The following is a 17,542-nucleotide window of genomic DNA, read 5'->3' as shown; positions in this document are numbered from 1 at the left end:
TGGGCAGCATGGCTAGAGCAACTCTCGAATCAGCGACCCTTGCGCACGGCCTGCGGTAAAACCCATCAGAGAACCCAGTGTGGGGACCAGATCAATGGGTTGAACGACGCGATCGTAGACCACGCCCTCACGAACACCTGCACCTAGAGCCATCATCCAGGTGGTCCGAGAAGCCGCGTCCCCCGTTCTGTGGTGCTGAAATCCGTTGCCGCCTGCCACGAAGTCAGAGTCCCGTCCAAAATCCGGAAGGATGAACATCGTAGTGTTTCCAGCGTATTCCGGGTTACTTTGAACCGCGTTCCATAGATCTGCACACAGTCGGTCGGTGCGCTGGATTGCCTCAACATACAGCGAGTACGCACCAGTATGCGCGACATCAATGTCATGCATTGTGAGCCACAGAAAGCTGGGAGCCTGCTGACGCATCAACTGCTTGACGACGTACAGCGATAGCTCGTCTGGACTCGATAACGTCCGCGCATGTGACATGAAGTCTTCCACGGATAGCTTCAGAACATTCTCAAGCTGCTGCAGTTCGACCTCTCCGCCTCCCAGTACCGGGGTAAAGAGTGGAGTCTCATAGTTATCGCGCAGAATATGGTCCAGGTTGTCGACTTTTCCGCGACTGGCTGCACTCAACAAGTGCTTAGGAAGAATGACACCTGCCCCGAAACCCGGGCCATAGGAGCGATAGTCGCTTTCACCAATGCGGTTGAACCCGTTACTGGGGGCAACGACCCACGTATTCGATGCTGGCCGGCGTAGGTCCTTGCGGAAATATTCAAACGCCGTAGGGTTTGCTGGTGGAACAGCAGAAAAGTTGTTAAACGTCTCATAGACGCCGGTGATCAGGCTAGCCGTTGCGACATAATGCCCCAAGATGCCCTGGTTCGTCATGTGCGTAAAGAAGCTGGACTGAGGTGCCAGTTCCTGCAGCAGGTGAGGGATGTTCGCCTGCCCCCCGGGCGCAAACGTTTCCTGATCCCGCGCTCCTCCTCCAAACGTCACAACGATCACCTTGCGCTTCTGGCGAATCGTCTGACCGTGCAGAAAAGGGCTACCCCCAACCAAAGCCGAACCGAGCGCCATGCCAGCAACATCACGAAGAAACTCACGCCTGTTGAGGCTCAAGAGGCGAGGATCGAAGAGGTCAAAAGATGAACGACCGTGAATAGCCATTTCCTTCGCGAAGTTAAGCAAGCCGGATGAAACAGTCAGGCCCGATGCTTCACAACTGACCCTTCGGTCATCCCCGAAGCACCGGGCCGCTTATTAGTAGTACAGCTTGAGAGCGAACTGAATCTGACGCGGATCGTTCGGAGCATCGCGCGTTGAACCAATTCGCCCAAAGTTCGTCGTGTCGTTGAAGTTGAGGGAGTTGCCGATGGCAACTACGCCGTTTCCGCCGAAGCCCGGTGCGTTGAAGTTGGGATGATTCAGGATGTTGAAGAACTCAGAGCGGAACTGCATCGACACCCGCTCACTAAATTTGAAGTTCTTGAACACCGAAAAATCAAACCGCTTGAACGGAGGTCCGTAGGTCGTAGCAGAGGTTGCACCAAGTGCCTGCTGTCCGGTAAGCATCTGGCAATTCGCAATGGTCGGCGTAGGTCCATTGAAGGTGTAAGGGCAGGGCTGCTGGAAGGCCGCCGGGTTGTTAAACCAGTACAGGTTGGAGGTATTACCCACAACCACACGACGGATACCCCGCTTCTGATCTTGTCCAGGGGCATGCACTGAGTAGCAGCTTGAGCCGGCTGTGACTGCAGTCGGGCAGCCGATGGTGATTGGCTGGCCATTCTGAAGCGTAACGATGTATTGCAGGCTCCAGTCGCCGAAAACCGCATTGGTCGCCTTGCCAGCGTTGGCGAGGAACTTCTTGTTTTTACCAAAAGGTAGTTCATAACCACCGCTGCCGTGGAACACATTGCGGATATCGAATGCCGCCAGGCTCCAGTCCGCAGCCGTACCGAATCCAGGGATGTAAGGTGCTCGGAAGCCGCTCACGCTGCCGCCGTTCAAAAGATCTCCGGAGTTCGTCATCGTTTTGGAATATGTGTAGGTCAACAGATAGGTGAAACCGTATGCGAGCCTCTGTTCGAGCTTGGTCTGCAATCCGTTGTACACACTCGCACCCAGCGTTCGCTGATAACTGCCATTGGTCGCGAAGTCAGGGAACGGGATGTAGTTATGGTTGGTCGGTGTATCAGGATTATTGACGTTACGCACCAACGGCGTGCCATTGGGAATCAGTTGCGACACGCGATTGTTTCCGATGCTTGCCTGCAGATGGCTGGCATGCGTGTACACATACGCCGCGGTGAACGACATGTTGTTGGTGAGCGCGTACTGAATGCTCAAGTTGCTGCTGATGGTATTGGGCGTCTTGAAATCAAACTGCAGTCCCGATAGACCGATACCAGATGCGCGTACCGCCAAGGGCGTAAACGACGCGCATGTCAGGCCAGACTCCATCGTCGCACTTCCACCAGGTCCTGCTGTCCCGCAGGTTCCGTATGGGTTCGCACCTGTGCCAAACGGCGCTGAGTCCGATCCGTTGTTTTGGAAAGTGTAAGAGTACGAGAACGGATAATTACGTCCAATGTTGGGTCCGTACCCTGCGTTCTCGAATGCATTGAAGAACAGTCCGATACCTGAGCGGATCACAAGCTTGGGCGTCGCAGTCCAGGCAAACCCGAAGCGCGGCGCAAAGTTGGTCTTCTGCGTTTGGAGCACTCCCTTGCCGTACTGATCCGTCACCAGGAGGTTGATGCCATCCTTTGCCAGCAGATCCAGGAAGCCCGCGCCATTCAGAGAAGGATTGTTGGCCGTGGATGAAAACTGTCGTGGCGCCTTGCCGCTGGCCGGCACGATGTAGGTGGGTGTGCCGTTCGGCGGACCACCCTGTACAAAGTTCGCCTGTGCTCCATTTGTCTCTGCGATGGGAGTGAAGTAGTCCCAACGCAAACCGACGTTCAAGGTAAACGACGGGGTAACTTTGATGTCGTCCTGCAGATAAGCGGCATAGTAGCCGCGTGCGTCATAGGTCTTGCTGATGGCCGAAGCCTGTACCTGGTTGGAGCCACCGACGTAGCCAATTCCATTGGGAACCGTGGCAGCTGTAGGCGTCAGCAGGAACGCAGCGCGACCCGTCAAATCACCCGCCTGGTTGGGAACGCCGGTGAAGTTTCCGGTATAGCTGAACTCGCCCTTGCCGAATGGCGGTTGCAGGGTGTTGAAGTGAACATCCTGATATTCGAAACCGGCTTTGAAGCTGTTCTTGCCATACACCTTGGTGAAATCGTCGACGAACTGGAATGTCTGGCTGATTTCATCAGAGGGCAGATAGTCGCTGGTGCCCAGGTTGCTGAGACCAGATATTAAGATGGCCGGCAGGCCGCCGTTAAGATTACCTTGCGGGATTCCCTGGATACCGTACTGCGCAGGGATGCCACTCACACTGCTGTTCGGACCGGAGCGCGTGGTGTGCAGGTGGTTGAATCCGATACGGGCTACATTGATGGTGCTTGGGGTGAATACGTGTGTATAAGCCAGCACAGCCTGTTGCGACTGTGCAGTCTGAATGCCCTGCTGGAAGGCTCCGCCGTCCGCGATTCCGCCAAAGATGCTCGGTACGAACTGCGGATCGTCCACGTAGCTGAAGCGGCCGAAGATCTGATCCTTGTCTTCGGGGTTGTAGTCCAATCGCACGTCGAAAGCATTGCGGTGCTCATACAGCTTGGGGCTGTTGGCGTAGTTGTTCGAATATCCCGATGAGGTCGGCGTGGGGTAGAGATTCAACAACTTGACGGCATTCGGGTCTATGCGCCCTGCCGGAAGCTGGTTCAGATTACAGCCGGCCAGCGTGAACGCCGCAGTGTTTGGCCCGCAGGTTCCGAACGGGTCTCGCGCGAAGCCGGTAGTTGTCGCCGTTCTTCCAGAGACAGGATCAACAACGCCCGCGGTCACTGTCCTGGTGGTTGCCGGATCCATGACGGTTCCAAAGGGGATGCTGCGTCCCAGGTAATCCGTGCGATTTCCGCCTGTCTGCGACGTGATCATGTCTGTAAGGTTCGTGTAGCCGCTGTTCCGTTCCAGCGCGGTGGGAACCGAACCGGGCAGTACCGTGCCCTGCACGCGCCGAAGGCCCTCGTAATCGCCAAAGAAGAAGGCTTTGTTTTTAAAGATTGGTCCGCCGATTGAGGCGCCAAACTGATTCTGCCGGAGCCTTCCCTTTGGACGGCCGTTGTTGTTCTCAAACCAGTCCGCTGCATCCAGCTTGTCGTTGCGGAAGAATTCCCAGACTGCGCCGTGGATAGAATTTGTGCCTGACTTGATGGTTGCGTTCAGCACGGCACCAGCGGAGCGACCAAGCTCTGCGCTGAAATCTGCCGTTTGTACCTTGAATTCTTGGATTGCATCTACCGGCGGTAGGATGACGAAATTCGTGCCGTTCAGAAAGTCGGCAGCGTTGGAATTGTTATCGATTCCGTCAAGCAGATAGTTGTTCTGGGCCGGTTGCAGGCCGTTTGCAGTAAACGCTCCAGAAGCCGCATTGCCACGTGTATCTGCCTGAGAGCTATTTACGCCAGCGCTCAACTGGGCAAGAAACGTGAAGTTACGACCGTTCAATGGCAGCGAATTAATGGTGTGCTGATCCACGATCTGGCCGACGGAAGATTCGTCCGCCTGCAGCTGAGGAGGCGCCGTAGAAACAGTCACTGTCTCTGATGTGGAGCCCGTCTTGAGAGCGATGTTTACTTTCAGATTCTGGCCGACCGTCACGGTCAGGTTCTCTTGTGTTGTCGCAGAAAAACCCGGCGCTGAAACAGTGATGGTGTAATGCCCAATGCGGACCGGTGAAAAGGTGTAAATGCCGCTATCGCCGGTCTTGGATTCAAGGCTGATTCCCTGATCGGTGTTCAGCAGTTTCACATCGGCGTTCGGGATCGACGCGCCGGTGGAATCCTGTACCACGCCTGTGATGGCGCCCTGATCGACCTGCGCATGGGCTGAACCCACCCCAAGCATAAGAACTATGCCGGCAACAGGAGCGGTTAGATGAAAGTGTCGAACTCCGCTGAGTATTCTGTGCGCAAAAGCCATCCGAAAACCCCCTTCAGGGCAAATCAAAAGTCTTGCAAAAAGAGAGAACCAACGGTGGGTCCGCTCGTATGAGGTGCCCATACTAAGTGCCCTTTTCTGAACGTGTCAACCTTTTGGTTGAGATAAATTTCAGGCCTAAGGTCTGGCTCAACATGCCTCACCGCTGGCTTCTGGCTCACTGACGCTAGATCACGCGTATGCTACGTTTGCTGGAAGGCAGCGCAAGCTGATGCACACGGATCATGGCACTTCCACCTACTGGTTTCCAGCACTTGAGCCGACGCAGTCTCCTGAAGGGATTGGGGTTGACGCCTCTTCTTCTTCGTTCATCGCCCCTCATCGGCGAGTGGAACTCCGTTCTAAGCCCGGCGCCCGCCGCCTTGTCGTTGTCACTCGCTGATCTCCGCTACGAGCCAAGCTATCCGGCCAGGTCACCGCTTGAGGATGTGCTGCGCCGACTGCGTCCGGGGTCAGACGAGTTTGTCACTGAGGGCTACGCTCACGAGATCGGGCTGATTCTCGACAGCTGGACCGTTTGCCTGAAAGAACGAGATTTCGCCAAGCTCCGAAATTCTTTCCACGGTTCGTTGGAAGCAGCATCGTTTGTTCCAACGCACGAGGTGGCACTGCGCCAGGAAGCCAGCATCCACAGTTCCACGCGAGAATTCAACTCTGCGCTCACGCAACCGAGTGAACGCCTGGTGCAGGAGTTGGAGCGTTGGCTACCGTCAGGTCTGCACATTCGAGTTGCCGAGTTGGAGATCACAGCGATTGATGTGCTCTCAGGCAAACCTCTCAACGTGCGAACGACCGTTCGATACAGCATCGTCGCGACGTCATTGAAAGATGAGCGGGAACAGCGAGTTGGATTGTGGCAGATGGATTGGAGTCACACTTCTTCCGAAACCGATGCAGAGGCCTGGAAGTTGCGCCGCTGGCAGTCAACTGCGGAAAAACGAACGGCTCTACAGGGCCCCGCGTTTGTCGATATCACCCAGCGGTCGCTTGGTGAGGTTCCATCGTACAGAGAACAGTTGCTTCGAGGCGCAGATGAATGGCGCACGCAGTTGGATGGAGCCAGTGGCATTGATGTCTACGGCAACAATGGCGTGGCCGTCGGTGATTATGACGGTGATGGCTTCGATGATCTCTATGTGTGTCAGCCGGCTGGATTGCCGAACCGGTTGTACCGCAACCGTGGCGACGGCACTTTCGAAGATGTGACGGAGAAGGCCGGTGTGGCTGTGCTGGACAACACTGCCTGCGCCGTTTTTGCCGACTTCCGCAACATTGGCCGACAAGACCTGCTGGTGGTCTGTGGCACAGGGCCATTGCTCTTTCTCAATCGTGGCGACGGTACGTTCGAACGCAAGCATGACGCCTTCCGATTTGCCCATCCACCAGAGGGTACGTTCACCCATGCTGCTGTCGCTGACTACGATGGAGACGGCCGGCTCGACATCTACTTTTGTGTCTACAGTTATTACCTGGGATTGGATCAGTACCACTATCCAATGCCCTACTTTGACGCGCGTAACGGACCTCCTAACTTCCTGTTTCACAACGAAGGCGACGCGGCGTTTGTTGATCGGACAGATGCATCCGGGCTACGTGCAGAGAATGACCGCTACAGCTTCGCATGCGCATGGGGCGCATCGGGTACAACCGGTTCTCCAGACCTGTACGTAGTAAACGATTTTGGCCGTAACAATCTTTACCGCAATCAAGGAGACGGAACGTTTAAGGCAGTCTCCACGAAGGCTCACGTTGAAGACGTTGGTGCCGGGATGAGCGCAGCTTGGGCTGACGTTAACAACGATGGACATGCTGACCTCTACGTCGCCAACATGTGGTCTGCGGCCGGGCAGCGTGTCTCACAGCAGAAGCTGTTTCACGAGAAGAGTCCGGAGTCGATCCGTGCACTGTACCGCACGCATGCCCGTGGCAACGCGCTCTACCGCAATCAGGGTGACGGCACCTTTCAAAACGTCAGCGCATCAGCAGACGTTGAGGTGGGCCGTTGGGCCTGGTGCTCTGACTTTCTTGATTTTGACCACGATGGTTTCCAGGACATCTATGTAACAAACGGCTACATCACCGCTCCGGTGCAGGACGCGATCGCCGCCACTGAAGCAAAGCGGAACGTCAAAAGCCAAGACTCCAACGACATCGATCTCGGCAGCTTCTTCTGGCGCCAGGTGGTGGGAAAATCATCCGACGACGCAACGCCCTCGTTGGCGTATGAGCATGGTTGGAACGCACTGAATGAGTTGATCCGTACCGATAACTCCTGGAGTGGGAACGAACGCAATGTCTTACTTCTGAATAACCGTGATGGCACTTTCTCAGAAGTTTCCGGACCAGCGGGATTGGACTTTCTGGAGGACAGCCGTTCCTTCGCTCTGGCGGACATTGACCATGACGGTCGTCTCGAAATCATTCTGAAGAATCGTAGCGCTCCGCAGATCCGCATTCTTCGCAACACGCTGAAGAACATCGGCGGTTCCATCGCATTTCGCCTGCGCGGAACCAAGAGCAATCGTGATGCGATCGGTACGGCAATCACACTTACCGTGGGAGATTTAAAGCAGACGCGTTATGTGCAGGCTGGTTCAGGTTTTCTCGCACAGCATTCCAAGAACTTGTTCTTTGGAATTGGCAATGCGCAAACGTCGATCGATGCGACAGTACATTGGCCCAGCGGTCTGGTGCAGCAGTTCAAGGACCTACCAGCAAACCATCAGGTGGAACTCATCGAGGGGACAACCACCTTCACGGCGAAGCCGTTCGGCAACAGTCCAGCGATACACGAACCAGCGGCATCCGCACACGACCCACATATTTCTCCTGCGGAGCCTGTGTACACCTGGCTGTTGGATCCCTTGAAGGCGCCTGGATTCAGCCTTCCCGATCTTGCCGGGTCTATGCGGACGTTGTCCTCCACGGGGGGCAGCGTGGCGCTTCTCCACTTCTGGTCAGTCGACTCGCCAGCTTGCAGTGACCAACTACTGCGATTGCAGCGGGACCGGCAAGGTATGCAAGCGGCTGGAGTGGAACTTCTGGCAGTCAACGTCGACCGAGCGGAAAGCGTACAAAAAGCGCGCGAGTATGCCGCAAGGCAGAAACTCAACTTCCCTGTGCTCTTCGCAACCGAAGACATTGCGGGAATCTACAACATCATCTTTCGCTACCTGTACGATCGTCGCCGTAACCTGCCGCTGCCTGGATCGTTCCTGCTTGATCGGCAGGGCATGATCGTGAAGGTGTATCAAGGCATAGTCAGTGCGCAACAGGTGGTTGCCGACGCACGATCCCTTCCCGCAACGCAGCAGCAGCGATTTGCGAAAGCGCTTCCCTTCCCTGGCACACTGCACGAGGCTCAATTTGTTCGCAATGACTTCACCTATGGCGTAGCGATGTTCCAGCACGGGTACCTCGAACAGGCAGCCGAGTCCTTCCAGCAAGTGGTTGCTGCGAGACCGAATGATGCGGAGGGTTACTACAATCTCGGCACACTCAGTCTGCGCCGGAACCGCTTTGATGAGGCAAAGCAATATCTACAAAAAACCCTCAGTTTGAAGCCGGACTATCCGGAAGCATGGAACAACCTCGGCATGCTTGCAGGACAGCAGGGGCAGATGGAAGAGGCTATACAGAACTTCCGCCAATCCCTTGCGCTGCGACCGGGCTACGCAACCGCACTGCTGAATCTGGGAAACGTATACCGTCGCAAGCGATCCTTCAGCGAAGCGGAAGTTTACCTTACACAGGCACTTGCGCTTCAGCCAGATGATCCGGAAATTAACTACAGCCTGGGCATGCTGTACGCACAGCAGAATCAATCGAAGACGGCCACGGACTACCTACGTAAGGCAATCACTCTGCGGCCTGACTATCCTGAAGCCTTGAATAATCTTGGAGTGCTCGCCGTTCACGACAAGAATTATGCCGAGGCGGAACGGCAGTTCCAGACCTGCGTCCACCTTGTTCCCACCTTTGATGAGTCGTATTTGAACCTGGCCCGGCTCTACGTATTGGAAGGGCAAAGGGCAAAGGCGCGAGAGGCGTTACAGGCGTTGCTAACGCTCAAACCTGAGAACACTGCAGCCAAACAAGGCATCGCAGTACTCGACGCACAACCGTAGTGAAGCCTCGCCACTCGCACCTATAATTGCCGTCATGCTTTTACCAAGGCGGAGATTTCTTGGCTCATCCGCGTTTCTGCTCGGCAGCGCGTTAACTGAAGCACTGGCAACGCCCCTGTGGAAGTGGACCGACCCGTCTCTTTTGCAGATAGCGAAGTCGGGGGCAACGACTACGAAGCCGTCGTCCACTACAGGCACGGCTCCAGTGCAGTTCGTCGACGTCGCAGCGAAAGCCGGCCTTACATCTCCTGGAGTCTGGGGCGGCGTTGATCACAAGCGCTCGATCATTGAGGCGAAGGGCAGCGGGATTGCTTTTTTTGATTACGATCACGACGGCTGGCTCGACATTTACCTGACGAACGGTGACCGCCTCGACACGCAGTGGCCGAAGGGTAAAGCGCCCACGTCACACCTGTACAAGAACAACCGCGACGGCACCTTCACCGATGTAACTGAGGGTTCGGGGCTAGCTATCAGAGGATGGCAGACAGGCGTATGTGTTGGCGACTACAACAACGATGGCTGGGACGATCTGTTCTGCTGTTTCTGGGGTCACAACATCCTCTTCCACAACAATGGAAATGGCACCTTCACCGATGTCACGCGAAAGGCGGGACTTTACCGGGACGAGGTTCGCTGGGGAGCTGGCTGCACCTTCCTGGATTATGACCGGGACGGCTTCCTTGACCTATTCGTCTGTAACTATCTGAAGCTTGATCCGCAGCACATGAACACGTCCGACGATAGTCACTTCTGTCAGTGGAAGGGTGTGCCAGTCATGTGCGGCCCACGTGGTCTGCCGCCCGACACAAATCTCCTGTTCCACAACAATGGCAACGGAACTTTTACCGATGTCTCCGATCAGTCAGGCATCTTGAAGCCGGGGCCACGTTATTCCATTACCGCTGTCTCCTACGACTTCGACAACGACGGCTGGCCCGATATCTATGTAGCTGTTGATTCACAACCCAGCATCCTGTTTAAGAACAACCATGACGGTACATTCACCGATGTAGCTGTCGAGGCGGGCTGCGCGTACAGTGACGGCGGTCACGAGCAGGCAGGCATGGGCGTTGCCGTAGGGGACTATGACTGCGATGGTTGGTTCGATATCTTCAAAACGAACTTCGCGGATGATAGCTCAAACCTGTATCACTGCAACGGTGATGGAACTTACACAGATGTAAGCTTCACCGCTGGCGTTGGTGGCAACAACCAGTATGTCGCCTGGGGTTGCGGCTTCCTTGACTACGATAACAACGGCTGGCTCGATGTTATGCAGATCAACGGGCATGTCTATCCCGAAATTGATAACTACCACTTTTCGCAGAGTTACAAAAATCCTCGCATCGTATACCGCAATCTTGGCAATGGAAGTTTTCAGGATGTTTCATCCCACATGGGACCTGGGATCGCGGAGAAATTTTCAAGTCGCGGCGCGGCCTTCGGAGACTACGACAATGATGGAGGCATAGACGCGCTCATCCTCAACATGAACGACCCTCCATCGCTAATACAGAATGTCAGCCGTCATCGTGGAAACTGGATCAAGATCAAGCTGGTTGGCACAAAGTGCAACCGAACGGCCATCGGTGCGCGGGTAAAAGTAACAACGGGAAAACATACCCAAATGGACGAAGTCCACAGCGGCACCAGTGTTATGTCACAAAGCGACCTGCGCCTCCACTTCGGTCTGGGTACGGCCACTGTTGCTGACGTGGTGGAGGTAAAGTGGCCCACGACGCAACTGGTAGAGCGCTTTACCCGGGTAGCTGCAAATCGGATTCTCACCATCCGGGAAGGACATGGAATTGTGCAGCGAACGATGCCGGGAAACACATAAGTTCGTCTACTGAGGCTTCGCAGGCGCTGACGAGGCATTTGGAACAATCGAGAATTGCTTCACCGCGCGTCGCTCTGTTTCCATTCGTGCCGCATTAGCCGCGTCGATCTGCTCATGCATCTCATATTCCGCCTTTGCCTTGGAAGGTTCGCCCGTGCGGTCATAGGCAACGCCAAGACGATAGTGCGCTTCGCTGTTCTGCGAATCTGCTTCCAGAGCTTTTCGGTAATAAGCGATCGCTCCGCCGTAGTCCTTCTGCCCGGCCTGCAGGATGCCTAGTTGCAGATAGGCGTCGCTGAATTTTGGGTCCACTGCAACAGTTCGCATCAGTAATTGACGGACTCGGTCCGGCGCGGGTGTTCTGGCTTGCTTCGACAGAAATATGGCGTAGAAGTAGTTCGCTTTCGCGTCATCTGGATGCTGGTGAACGAATCGCTCGAGCATTGGTCCCACACATTTATTGACCGACGATGACGTCGCGACGATCTGGCCTGCGAACAGGTAAGGCTCACGATCGTCTGGCGCCATATCGGAGGCCTCGCAGATTTTCTCTGCCGCCTCGTCGTAGAGAGCACCAGCAAAGAGTGCTGCGCCCCACGCAGTCTTCATTCGCAAAGAAGTGGGGTATTTTTTTGCGCCGCTGGCAAACACATCTCCCGCCTGCCAGATGGCGCGATGCAGCAGTAACTCAGTTCCCCAGGCGAAGTAATTCGCCTCTTTGGGATCGAGTTGCGTGGCACGTTGAAACTGTTGGACCGCGACCAATGGGTTCCCGAGCTTCTCCTCAATCTCTCCCGATAGCTGGTGGAACTCAGCCGCATCGCTTTGAGCCAGGGCCCGTTTGATGTGAAGTTGCGCTGCGGCAAGATCGCCGACACCATTGCACGCCAGAGCGAGGTTGTATTCGTCCACAGGCTGGTCACCATTCAGACGCGCAGCTTTTTCAAGGATTGGAACTGCCTTCTGGAACTGCGCTTGCTTCACATAAAACGAACCGAGATCACGGTTTGCTTCGTAGCTGGAAGGGGACGCAGAAACCACCGCAAGCAGCTTATTTTCCTCTTCCGCTTTGGCCGTGCCCATACCAGACGAAGGCGTTTGCGCCTGCAGCGCCAAGGCTTCCCGATTTAGCTCTTCACTGGTGCGCAGCGTGGCGTCGGAACCATGGCCGCCAACCGCAGTCCAATCAGTGACACCCGCCACGGCGAAGCTTGGCTTATCGAAGAGACTTATGCTGTCGCTGGATGCAGCAGAGCCAGCTCCGGTTGTATCCGCACCACCCGCCGAGTTCAGCACGATCGTGATGTTCTGCCGAGAGTCCTTCACTATGGCGAGCGTCGATTGCTTGCTCTCAAGACCGTGGCTAGTCGCGTGAATTGTGTAGCTGCCGGGCTCGAGAGAGCGGATCAGAAACTCTCCAGAAGTGCCCGCCTCTGTCTGCACGACTTTCACGCCATCGCGTGGTTCTGCATATACCCGTGCGCCGGGTGCCGGTTTTCCTGTCGAATCAACAACGCGTCCGGAAAGCACGGCTTTGTCCTGCGATTGTTGAGTCTGCGCCCAGACTCTCGCCGACGGCAGGCTTACGCAGAGTCCAACGGGCAGAAAACCCAGCAGCACACTGGCATACGACAGGACGGAGTTGATTCGAGCTATCGGCTTGGACCGCATGATGTGGATGACAAGAAACCTTACTCGCCGATGTTACGCATGTTGCAGTAAAGTGTCGAAGCGGAACTTACCATCCGGTGCGGCCGTCAGCCTTCAGAAAGATGGTAGGTCAGATAGTAGCGGCCAATCTGGATGAGGCTGTTCTCAGCAGGCGGCCAGATATGAATTGGTTCAACGCGAACCTTGGTTGCATATGGATGAGCGAGCACTGCTCCCAATTCTGCTCCGGTTTGGGCGTCGTACACATGCACGTTTAATCCCTCTGCCACACGTGTCCAACCCATCACATACGCTCCGGGCTTCAATACGAGCGTGTCACCCACGCGAAGTGTGGTTTGAGTAAGCAGGTAATGCGAATAACGTCCCTCTGCCGCATAGCCAGCGGTGATCAGGACAACCGCGGCAACGGTACGGCCGTGTCCATCCGTTATGCCTGTTGCAGTTCGCAGTTCCGTCTCAATGTGCTCCTTATCCACCGGAGCACGTGCTGGAAGAAATGCCTCAAGTTCCGACGAACTTGCGGCGCGCCAGATGGGCCCGGTTTCGGCGCGGTTGAACGGCATCACAAGCACGAGTATCAGAGAACAGATCCAGGCACGGCATGCAAACATCGTTTTACCTTAAACGGGCGAAACCGCGTTGTAATGCAGCCGTTGCCGCCTGCGTTCTATCGACTACGCCGAGCTTGGCAAGCAGGTTGTTTACGTGGGTCTTCACAGTTGCCTCTGAAATAGACAGGTCGGATGCGATGTCTTTGTTCGCTCTGCCAGCGACAATACGCTCCAGCACGTGAATCTCTCGCGGCGTAAGTTGTTCGCCTTTGCTGCGTTCCGCAAGTTTGTCGGCGATCTTCGAAGGAATGCGCGACTCGCCACGATGTACGGCGTAAATGGCTTGCACCAACTCATCAAACGGCATGCCTTTCAGAAGATAGCCGCACGCGCCAGCCTGCAGCGCCCGGAAGATATCTTCATCGCCATCGTAAGTGGTCAGCACAACGACACGTGCGTCTGGTGCCTGTTCACGAATCTTTCGCGTCGCCTCCGCGCCGCCCATGCCTGGCAGTTGCAGATCCATCAGGGTTACATCAGGATGCAGCGAGGAGAAGCTTGTTACGGCCTTATCACCATCGCTGACGGAAGCAACCACTTCGATCTCTTCGACGGAAGACAAGAGTGCGACGAGACCTTCGCGCACGACATGATGATCCTCGACAACCATGAGCCGAATCTTTGTGTTCATGACCGTCTCCCCTCTTCTCCTGCGATGTTGGCGCGTAGCGTTACGGTTGTCCCCTGGCCAACTTCGCTTTCTACGAGAAGTGTTGCTCCTATGGCCGCTGCACGTTCACGCATGCCGCTTACGCCAAAGTGCCCTTGCAAGAACGCCTTCTGCTCGTCAACGCTGAAACCACACCCCTGATCTCTGACAGCCATCATCAGGATATTCGTTTCGAAATGCAATTGAACGTCTGCGGTTTCGGCACCAGAATGCCGTTGGATGTTCGATAGCGCCTCCTGTGCGATGCGTAACACTTCCTCTTCAACTCGGAGGGGAAGTTGGCGATAGGCACCACCCACCTGAAGCTTGATAGCGAGGGACGGTCCCGAATATCGATCGACCAGCGCAGCCAGACGCGTCGGCAAACTATCCTTGCTGCTGATTGCGCGTAAATCCCAGATGCTTCGCCGTGCTTCGGCAAGCCCCTGCATCACGAGTTTCCGCGTTGACTGTACCTGCCGCTGGGCAGACGCAGGCTCACCGCCTGCAAGGAACTGCGAAACGAGATCAAGCTGCAGTGCGATACCGACAAAATCCTGCGCCAGGGTGTCGTGTATTTCACGGGCAATCCGGTTGCGTTCGCCCAGCACAGCCTCGAACTCCCGCCGCAGCCTGCGAAGCCTTAGACGGTACAGTGAAACGGCGGCGGCCGTGGCGAGAAGAAAGGCTGAAAGTATGAACCACCAACGTCTGTAGACAGGTGGTGTGACACGGAACGGCAAGATCGCTGGCGACCGAAGCCATGTGCCGTCACTGGCCCTGGCTTCCACGTAAAAGGTATACATCCGTGGTGGCAGATTGGTGTAGGTAGCCGTTCGTCGCGTGCCTGCGACTATCCAATCCCGATCAAATCCTTCGAGTCGGTAGCGATACTCGACCCGGAGCGGCGAAGCCAGACGTAGTCCCGCATATTCAATGTCGACACGCGTATCGCCAGGGCCGAGAGTCAACGCCTCCTGCTGCAGACTCTGCTCCGTACCATCCACCAACATCCGGTCGATGACGACGGGGAACGATTGTGTGACTGCAATGGGTTGGCCATTGGCAATTGCCGCGCCTTTCTGCGTTGCCGACCAGACCTCGCCGTCCTGCATCTGCCAAAGTAATGGCGATCCGCCAGCAACAATTTCCGAACCTGGGAGGCCATCCGCCTTGGTGTACCGATTCAACGGCAGAACACAGCGCCCTCCTCTGTCAATGCATCTGTTCAGGTCAGCAACGGCAACACGCAACAGGGCGTGTTCGCCGCGTATCCACATAAACCCGGCCAGATCGGCAAGCAAAGCCGAGATCTTGCCCACGAGCAACGATGAGCTTTGCACGGTTGAGACGTGGTTATCTTTTACGCGGCTTATGTTTCCGTCGGTGGTGCCTGCCCACACTGTTCCGGCAGGAGACTCTGCAAGCGCTGACACAAGAGGAGATCGTAGGCCGTCTTTGGTCGCGTAGTTGATCAATCGACCATTTGAAGCCAGCTTTGAAAGACCTCCGGAAGTGCTTACCCACAAGTCCCCGTTACTGGCGGAGAGCAAAGCTCCGATCAGGTCCGAGCCTAATCCGTCAGCACTTGTAAAGACCTTTGCGTTGGTTCCCTTCAAGCGCAGGAGGCCTTTGCGCGTGCCAACCCAGATGGCTCCGTCCGATCCAGTTGTTAAGGCGCGAATGTAGTCATCCGGTAGCAGGTCCGCTGATGTGAAACGCTGCACCTTGCCGGTAGCATCGACGTGATTTAACCCGTCCGGCGTGCCCACCCAGACATCACCGGAGCGTCCGGGTGCCAGCGCAAGAATGAAACGGCTGGTGAGAGAGTCCGCACGCACCGGATTGTCAACGCGACCATCACGGATACGGCGAAGACCTTCATTCCGGGTGCCTACCCATATACCTCCATTGCTTCCCTGAACAATGGATGTCAGCGTCTGGTCTGCAAGTCCCGCAGCCTCACGAAAAACTTCCGTGTGCAGCAGATGCAGGCCTGTGGATTCTGTTCCGATCCAATAGTTACCTTCGCGATCCTGATAGGTCTGCTGGACCGAGTTGCCACGTAACGAAGCAATACTTTCCGGGTGGTCTGCCCCATGCTTGATGACAGCGAGACCATCGTTGGTGCCTACCCATGCATTGCGCTCACGATCTACAAAGAGCGACACAACGCGTGTACCCGGCAGACCGTTTGACATGGTCCATTCCCGAGTCGCTGTCGGCGTCGTCAGCTTTACGTCCGTCCCGGACATAGCCCAGACTTCTCCAAGAGGGCCCTTCACAACTGGATGAACAATGCCCGTGTTGTCAGAGATTTTGCCAACGCGTGGCAGAAAACGTTCCCCGCTCTGTACGACTAAGCCGGACGCCGTTTGTACCAGCAGATCGCCGGCATCTGTTACCTGCAGTTCGAGGATGCCGGCCGACGGAAGGCCGTCTTTCTCACTAAAGCGTTTGAAAACACCCCGTCGCAACCGCAACAAACCATCATTGGTTCCTACCCAGAGATCGCCGGAAGATCCTTCCGCAAGGCAGCACGCGTCATTGCTTGCAAACGTCGGCTCGTTATCGTGCTTGAAAACTTTGAACACCACGCCATCAAAACGTGCGATGCCGTCCTCCGTAGCAATCCAGAGGAAGCCATCCTTTGTTTGCAGAACCTGATGAACGCTGTCTTGCGGAAGCCCATTTTCCGTAGACCAGCTACCGTGTCGCAGATACCTTAGGTCCTGCGCTGCGGCCAGCATGCTCAGCAACACCGCAACAAGACAAGCCGGTAGGAGTTGGCTTGCAACTTGGCGGGTTGCGCGCGTCAGCGCGGTTCTGCCGGGCATACGGAGTAGATTAGGCCGCACGCCGAACTCGCGCAACAGAGAGTGCAAGCCATCCATGCAAACCAAGCCTTCTCCATGCGATAAAGGATGGCAATGGGTCATCTGGCAAATGCATTCTCCGTCGCTACCGTCTCTTTCATGCTGGCTGTTGCGCCTGCAATCCATGCAAAATCTGGCCCAGCAGACAGCCGGTTACAGAGCGCCACCACGTCCCCAACGCCGAGCGATCCGGCACCGACGTTGCTAACGCCTGCACAGGTGGAGCACTTGATGCCTGCCACTGTTTATTACCGAGGCCAGAGCGCCCCCATTCAACTGCGCAACTCCGCCGGTGCGAGGTTCACCCCAGACGGATATCTGCTCGTGGCAATGGTCGATACCAGCGGCTACGCCAGCAGCGTGCAGGAGATTTATCAGATGTACCTGATCACGGAAAGCACTCTGATGATCGGTGACAGGCCCCTGGGTCCGGGCGCTTACGGCGCCGGAGTGGTCAACGGCAAGTTCATCGTCACCGACGTGGGAGGTCACACACTCCTACAGGCAGATACCAATCTGGACCAAAGCATGCCGCGACCTCGTCCCCTACAACTGCTGAGCGGTCCTGCAGGTGGACTGAAGCTCTACCTGGGGCGTAGCTGGGTCAGCATTTCCGTAGCGACCGCGACGCATTGAGATGC

The 17,542-nt window shown here is 56.0% G+C and carries 9 protein-coding genes; 3 read left to right on the top strand and 6 right to left on the bottom strand.

The window, feature by feature from the left end:
• Nucleotides 1-12: 12 nt before the first annotated feature.
• Both BLT38_RS03695 and BLT38_RS03690 read right to left on the bottom strand, forming a co-directional pair.
• Nucleotides 13-1,179, bottom strand: a complete 1,167-nt coding sequence (locus tag BLT38_RS03695) for a hypothetical protein (protein WP_083343971.1) — start codon at nucleotides 1,177-1,179, stop codon at nucleotides 13-15.
• Between the two features lie 93 nt (nucleotides 1,180-1,272).
• Complete coding sequence (locus BLT38_RS03690; protein WP_083343970.1) at nucleotides 1,273-5,106, bottom strand: TonB-dependent receptor; 3,834 nt, start codon at nucleotides 5,104-5,106, stop codon at nucleotides 1,273-1,275.
• A 242-nt stretch (nucleotides 5,107-5,348) separates the two neighbouring features.
• Between BLT38_RS03690 and BLT38_RS03685 the strand changes: the two genes are divergently transcribed.
• The gene (locus BLT38_RS03685) at nucleotides 5,349-9,251 is read left to right on the top strand and encodes an FG-GAP-like repeat-containing protein (protein WP_083343969.1); all 3,903 of its coding nucleotides are present in this window, start codon (nucleotides 5,349-5,351) and stop codon (nucleotides 9,249-9,251) included.
• A gap of 34 nt (nucleotides 9,252-9,285) precedes the next feature.
• On the top strand, nucleotides 9,286-11,094 hold the full coding sequence (locus tag BLT38_RS03680) for a CRTAC1 family protein (RefSeq protein WP_083343968.1): 1,809 nt from the start codon (nucleotides 9,286-9,288) through the stop codon (nucleotides 11,092-11,094).
• Between the two features lie 6 nt (nucleotides 11,095-11,100).
• On the opposite strand, the gene BLT38_RS03675 is transcribed toward BLT38_RS03680, so the two are convergent.
• The 4 genes from BLT38_RS03675 to BLT38_RS03660 all read right to left on the bottom strand — a co-directional run bounded on the left by BLT38_RS03675 (nucleotide 11,101) and on the right by BLT38_RS03660 (nucleotide 16,919).
• Nucleotides 11,101-12,765, bottom strand: a complete 1,665-nt coding sequence (locus BLT38_RS03675) for a tetratricopeptide repeat protein (protein ID WP_083343967.1) — start codon at nucleotides 12,763-12,765, stop codon at nucleotides 11,101-11,103.
• Between the two features lie 86 nt (nucleotides 12,766-12,851).
• Nucleotides 12,852-13,328: a hypothetical protein gene (locus BLT38_RS03670; protein ID WP_231966718.1), complete on the bottom strand. Its 477-nt coding sequence runs from the start codon at nucleotides 13,326-13,328 to the stop codon at nucleotides 12,852-12,854.
• Nucleotides 13,329-13,380: 52 nt separating this feature from the next.
• A complete protein-coding gene (locus tag BLT38_RS03665) occupies nucleotides 13,381-14,007 on the bottom strand; it encodes a response regulator (RefSeq protein WP_083343965.1) in 627 nt (208 codons plus the stop codon).
• A complete protein-coding gene (locus BLT38_RS03660; protein WP_172838133.1) occupies nucleotides 14,004-16,919 on the bottom strand; it encodes a sensor histidine kinase in 2,916 nt (971 codons plus the stop codon). Before BLT38_RS03660 ends, BLT38_RS03665 begins: the two co-directional genes overlap by 4 nt.
• Before the next feature lie 36 nt (nucleotides 16,920-16,955).
• On the opposite strand from BLT38_RS03660, the gene BLT38_RS03655 reads away from it, so the two are divergent.
• Nucleotides 16,956-17,537 carry a hypothetical protein gene (locus BLT38_RS03655; RefSeq protein WP_172838132.1) on the top strand — a complete coding sequence of 194 codons (582 nt, stop codon included), beginning with the start codon at nucleotides 16,956-16,958 and terminating at the stop codon, nucleotides 17,535-17,537.
• Nucleotides 17,538-17,542: the final 5 nt, after the last annotated feature.

The sequence above is a fragment of the Terriglobus roseus genome (assembly GCF_900102185.1).
Classification (GTDB): domain Bacteria; phylum Acidobacteriota; class Terriglobia; order Terriglobales; family Acidobacteriaceae; genus Terriglobus; species Terriglobus roseus_A.
This window is presented reverse-complemented; position numbering and strand designations above follow the sequence as displayed.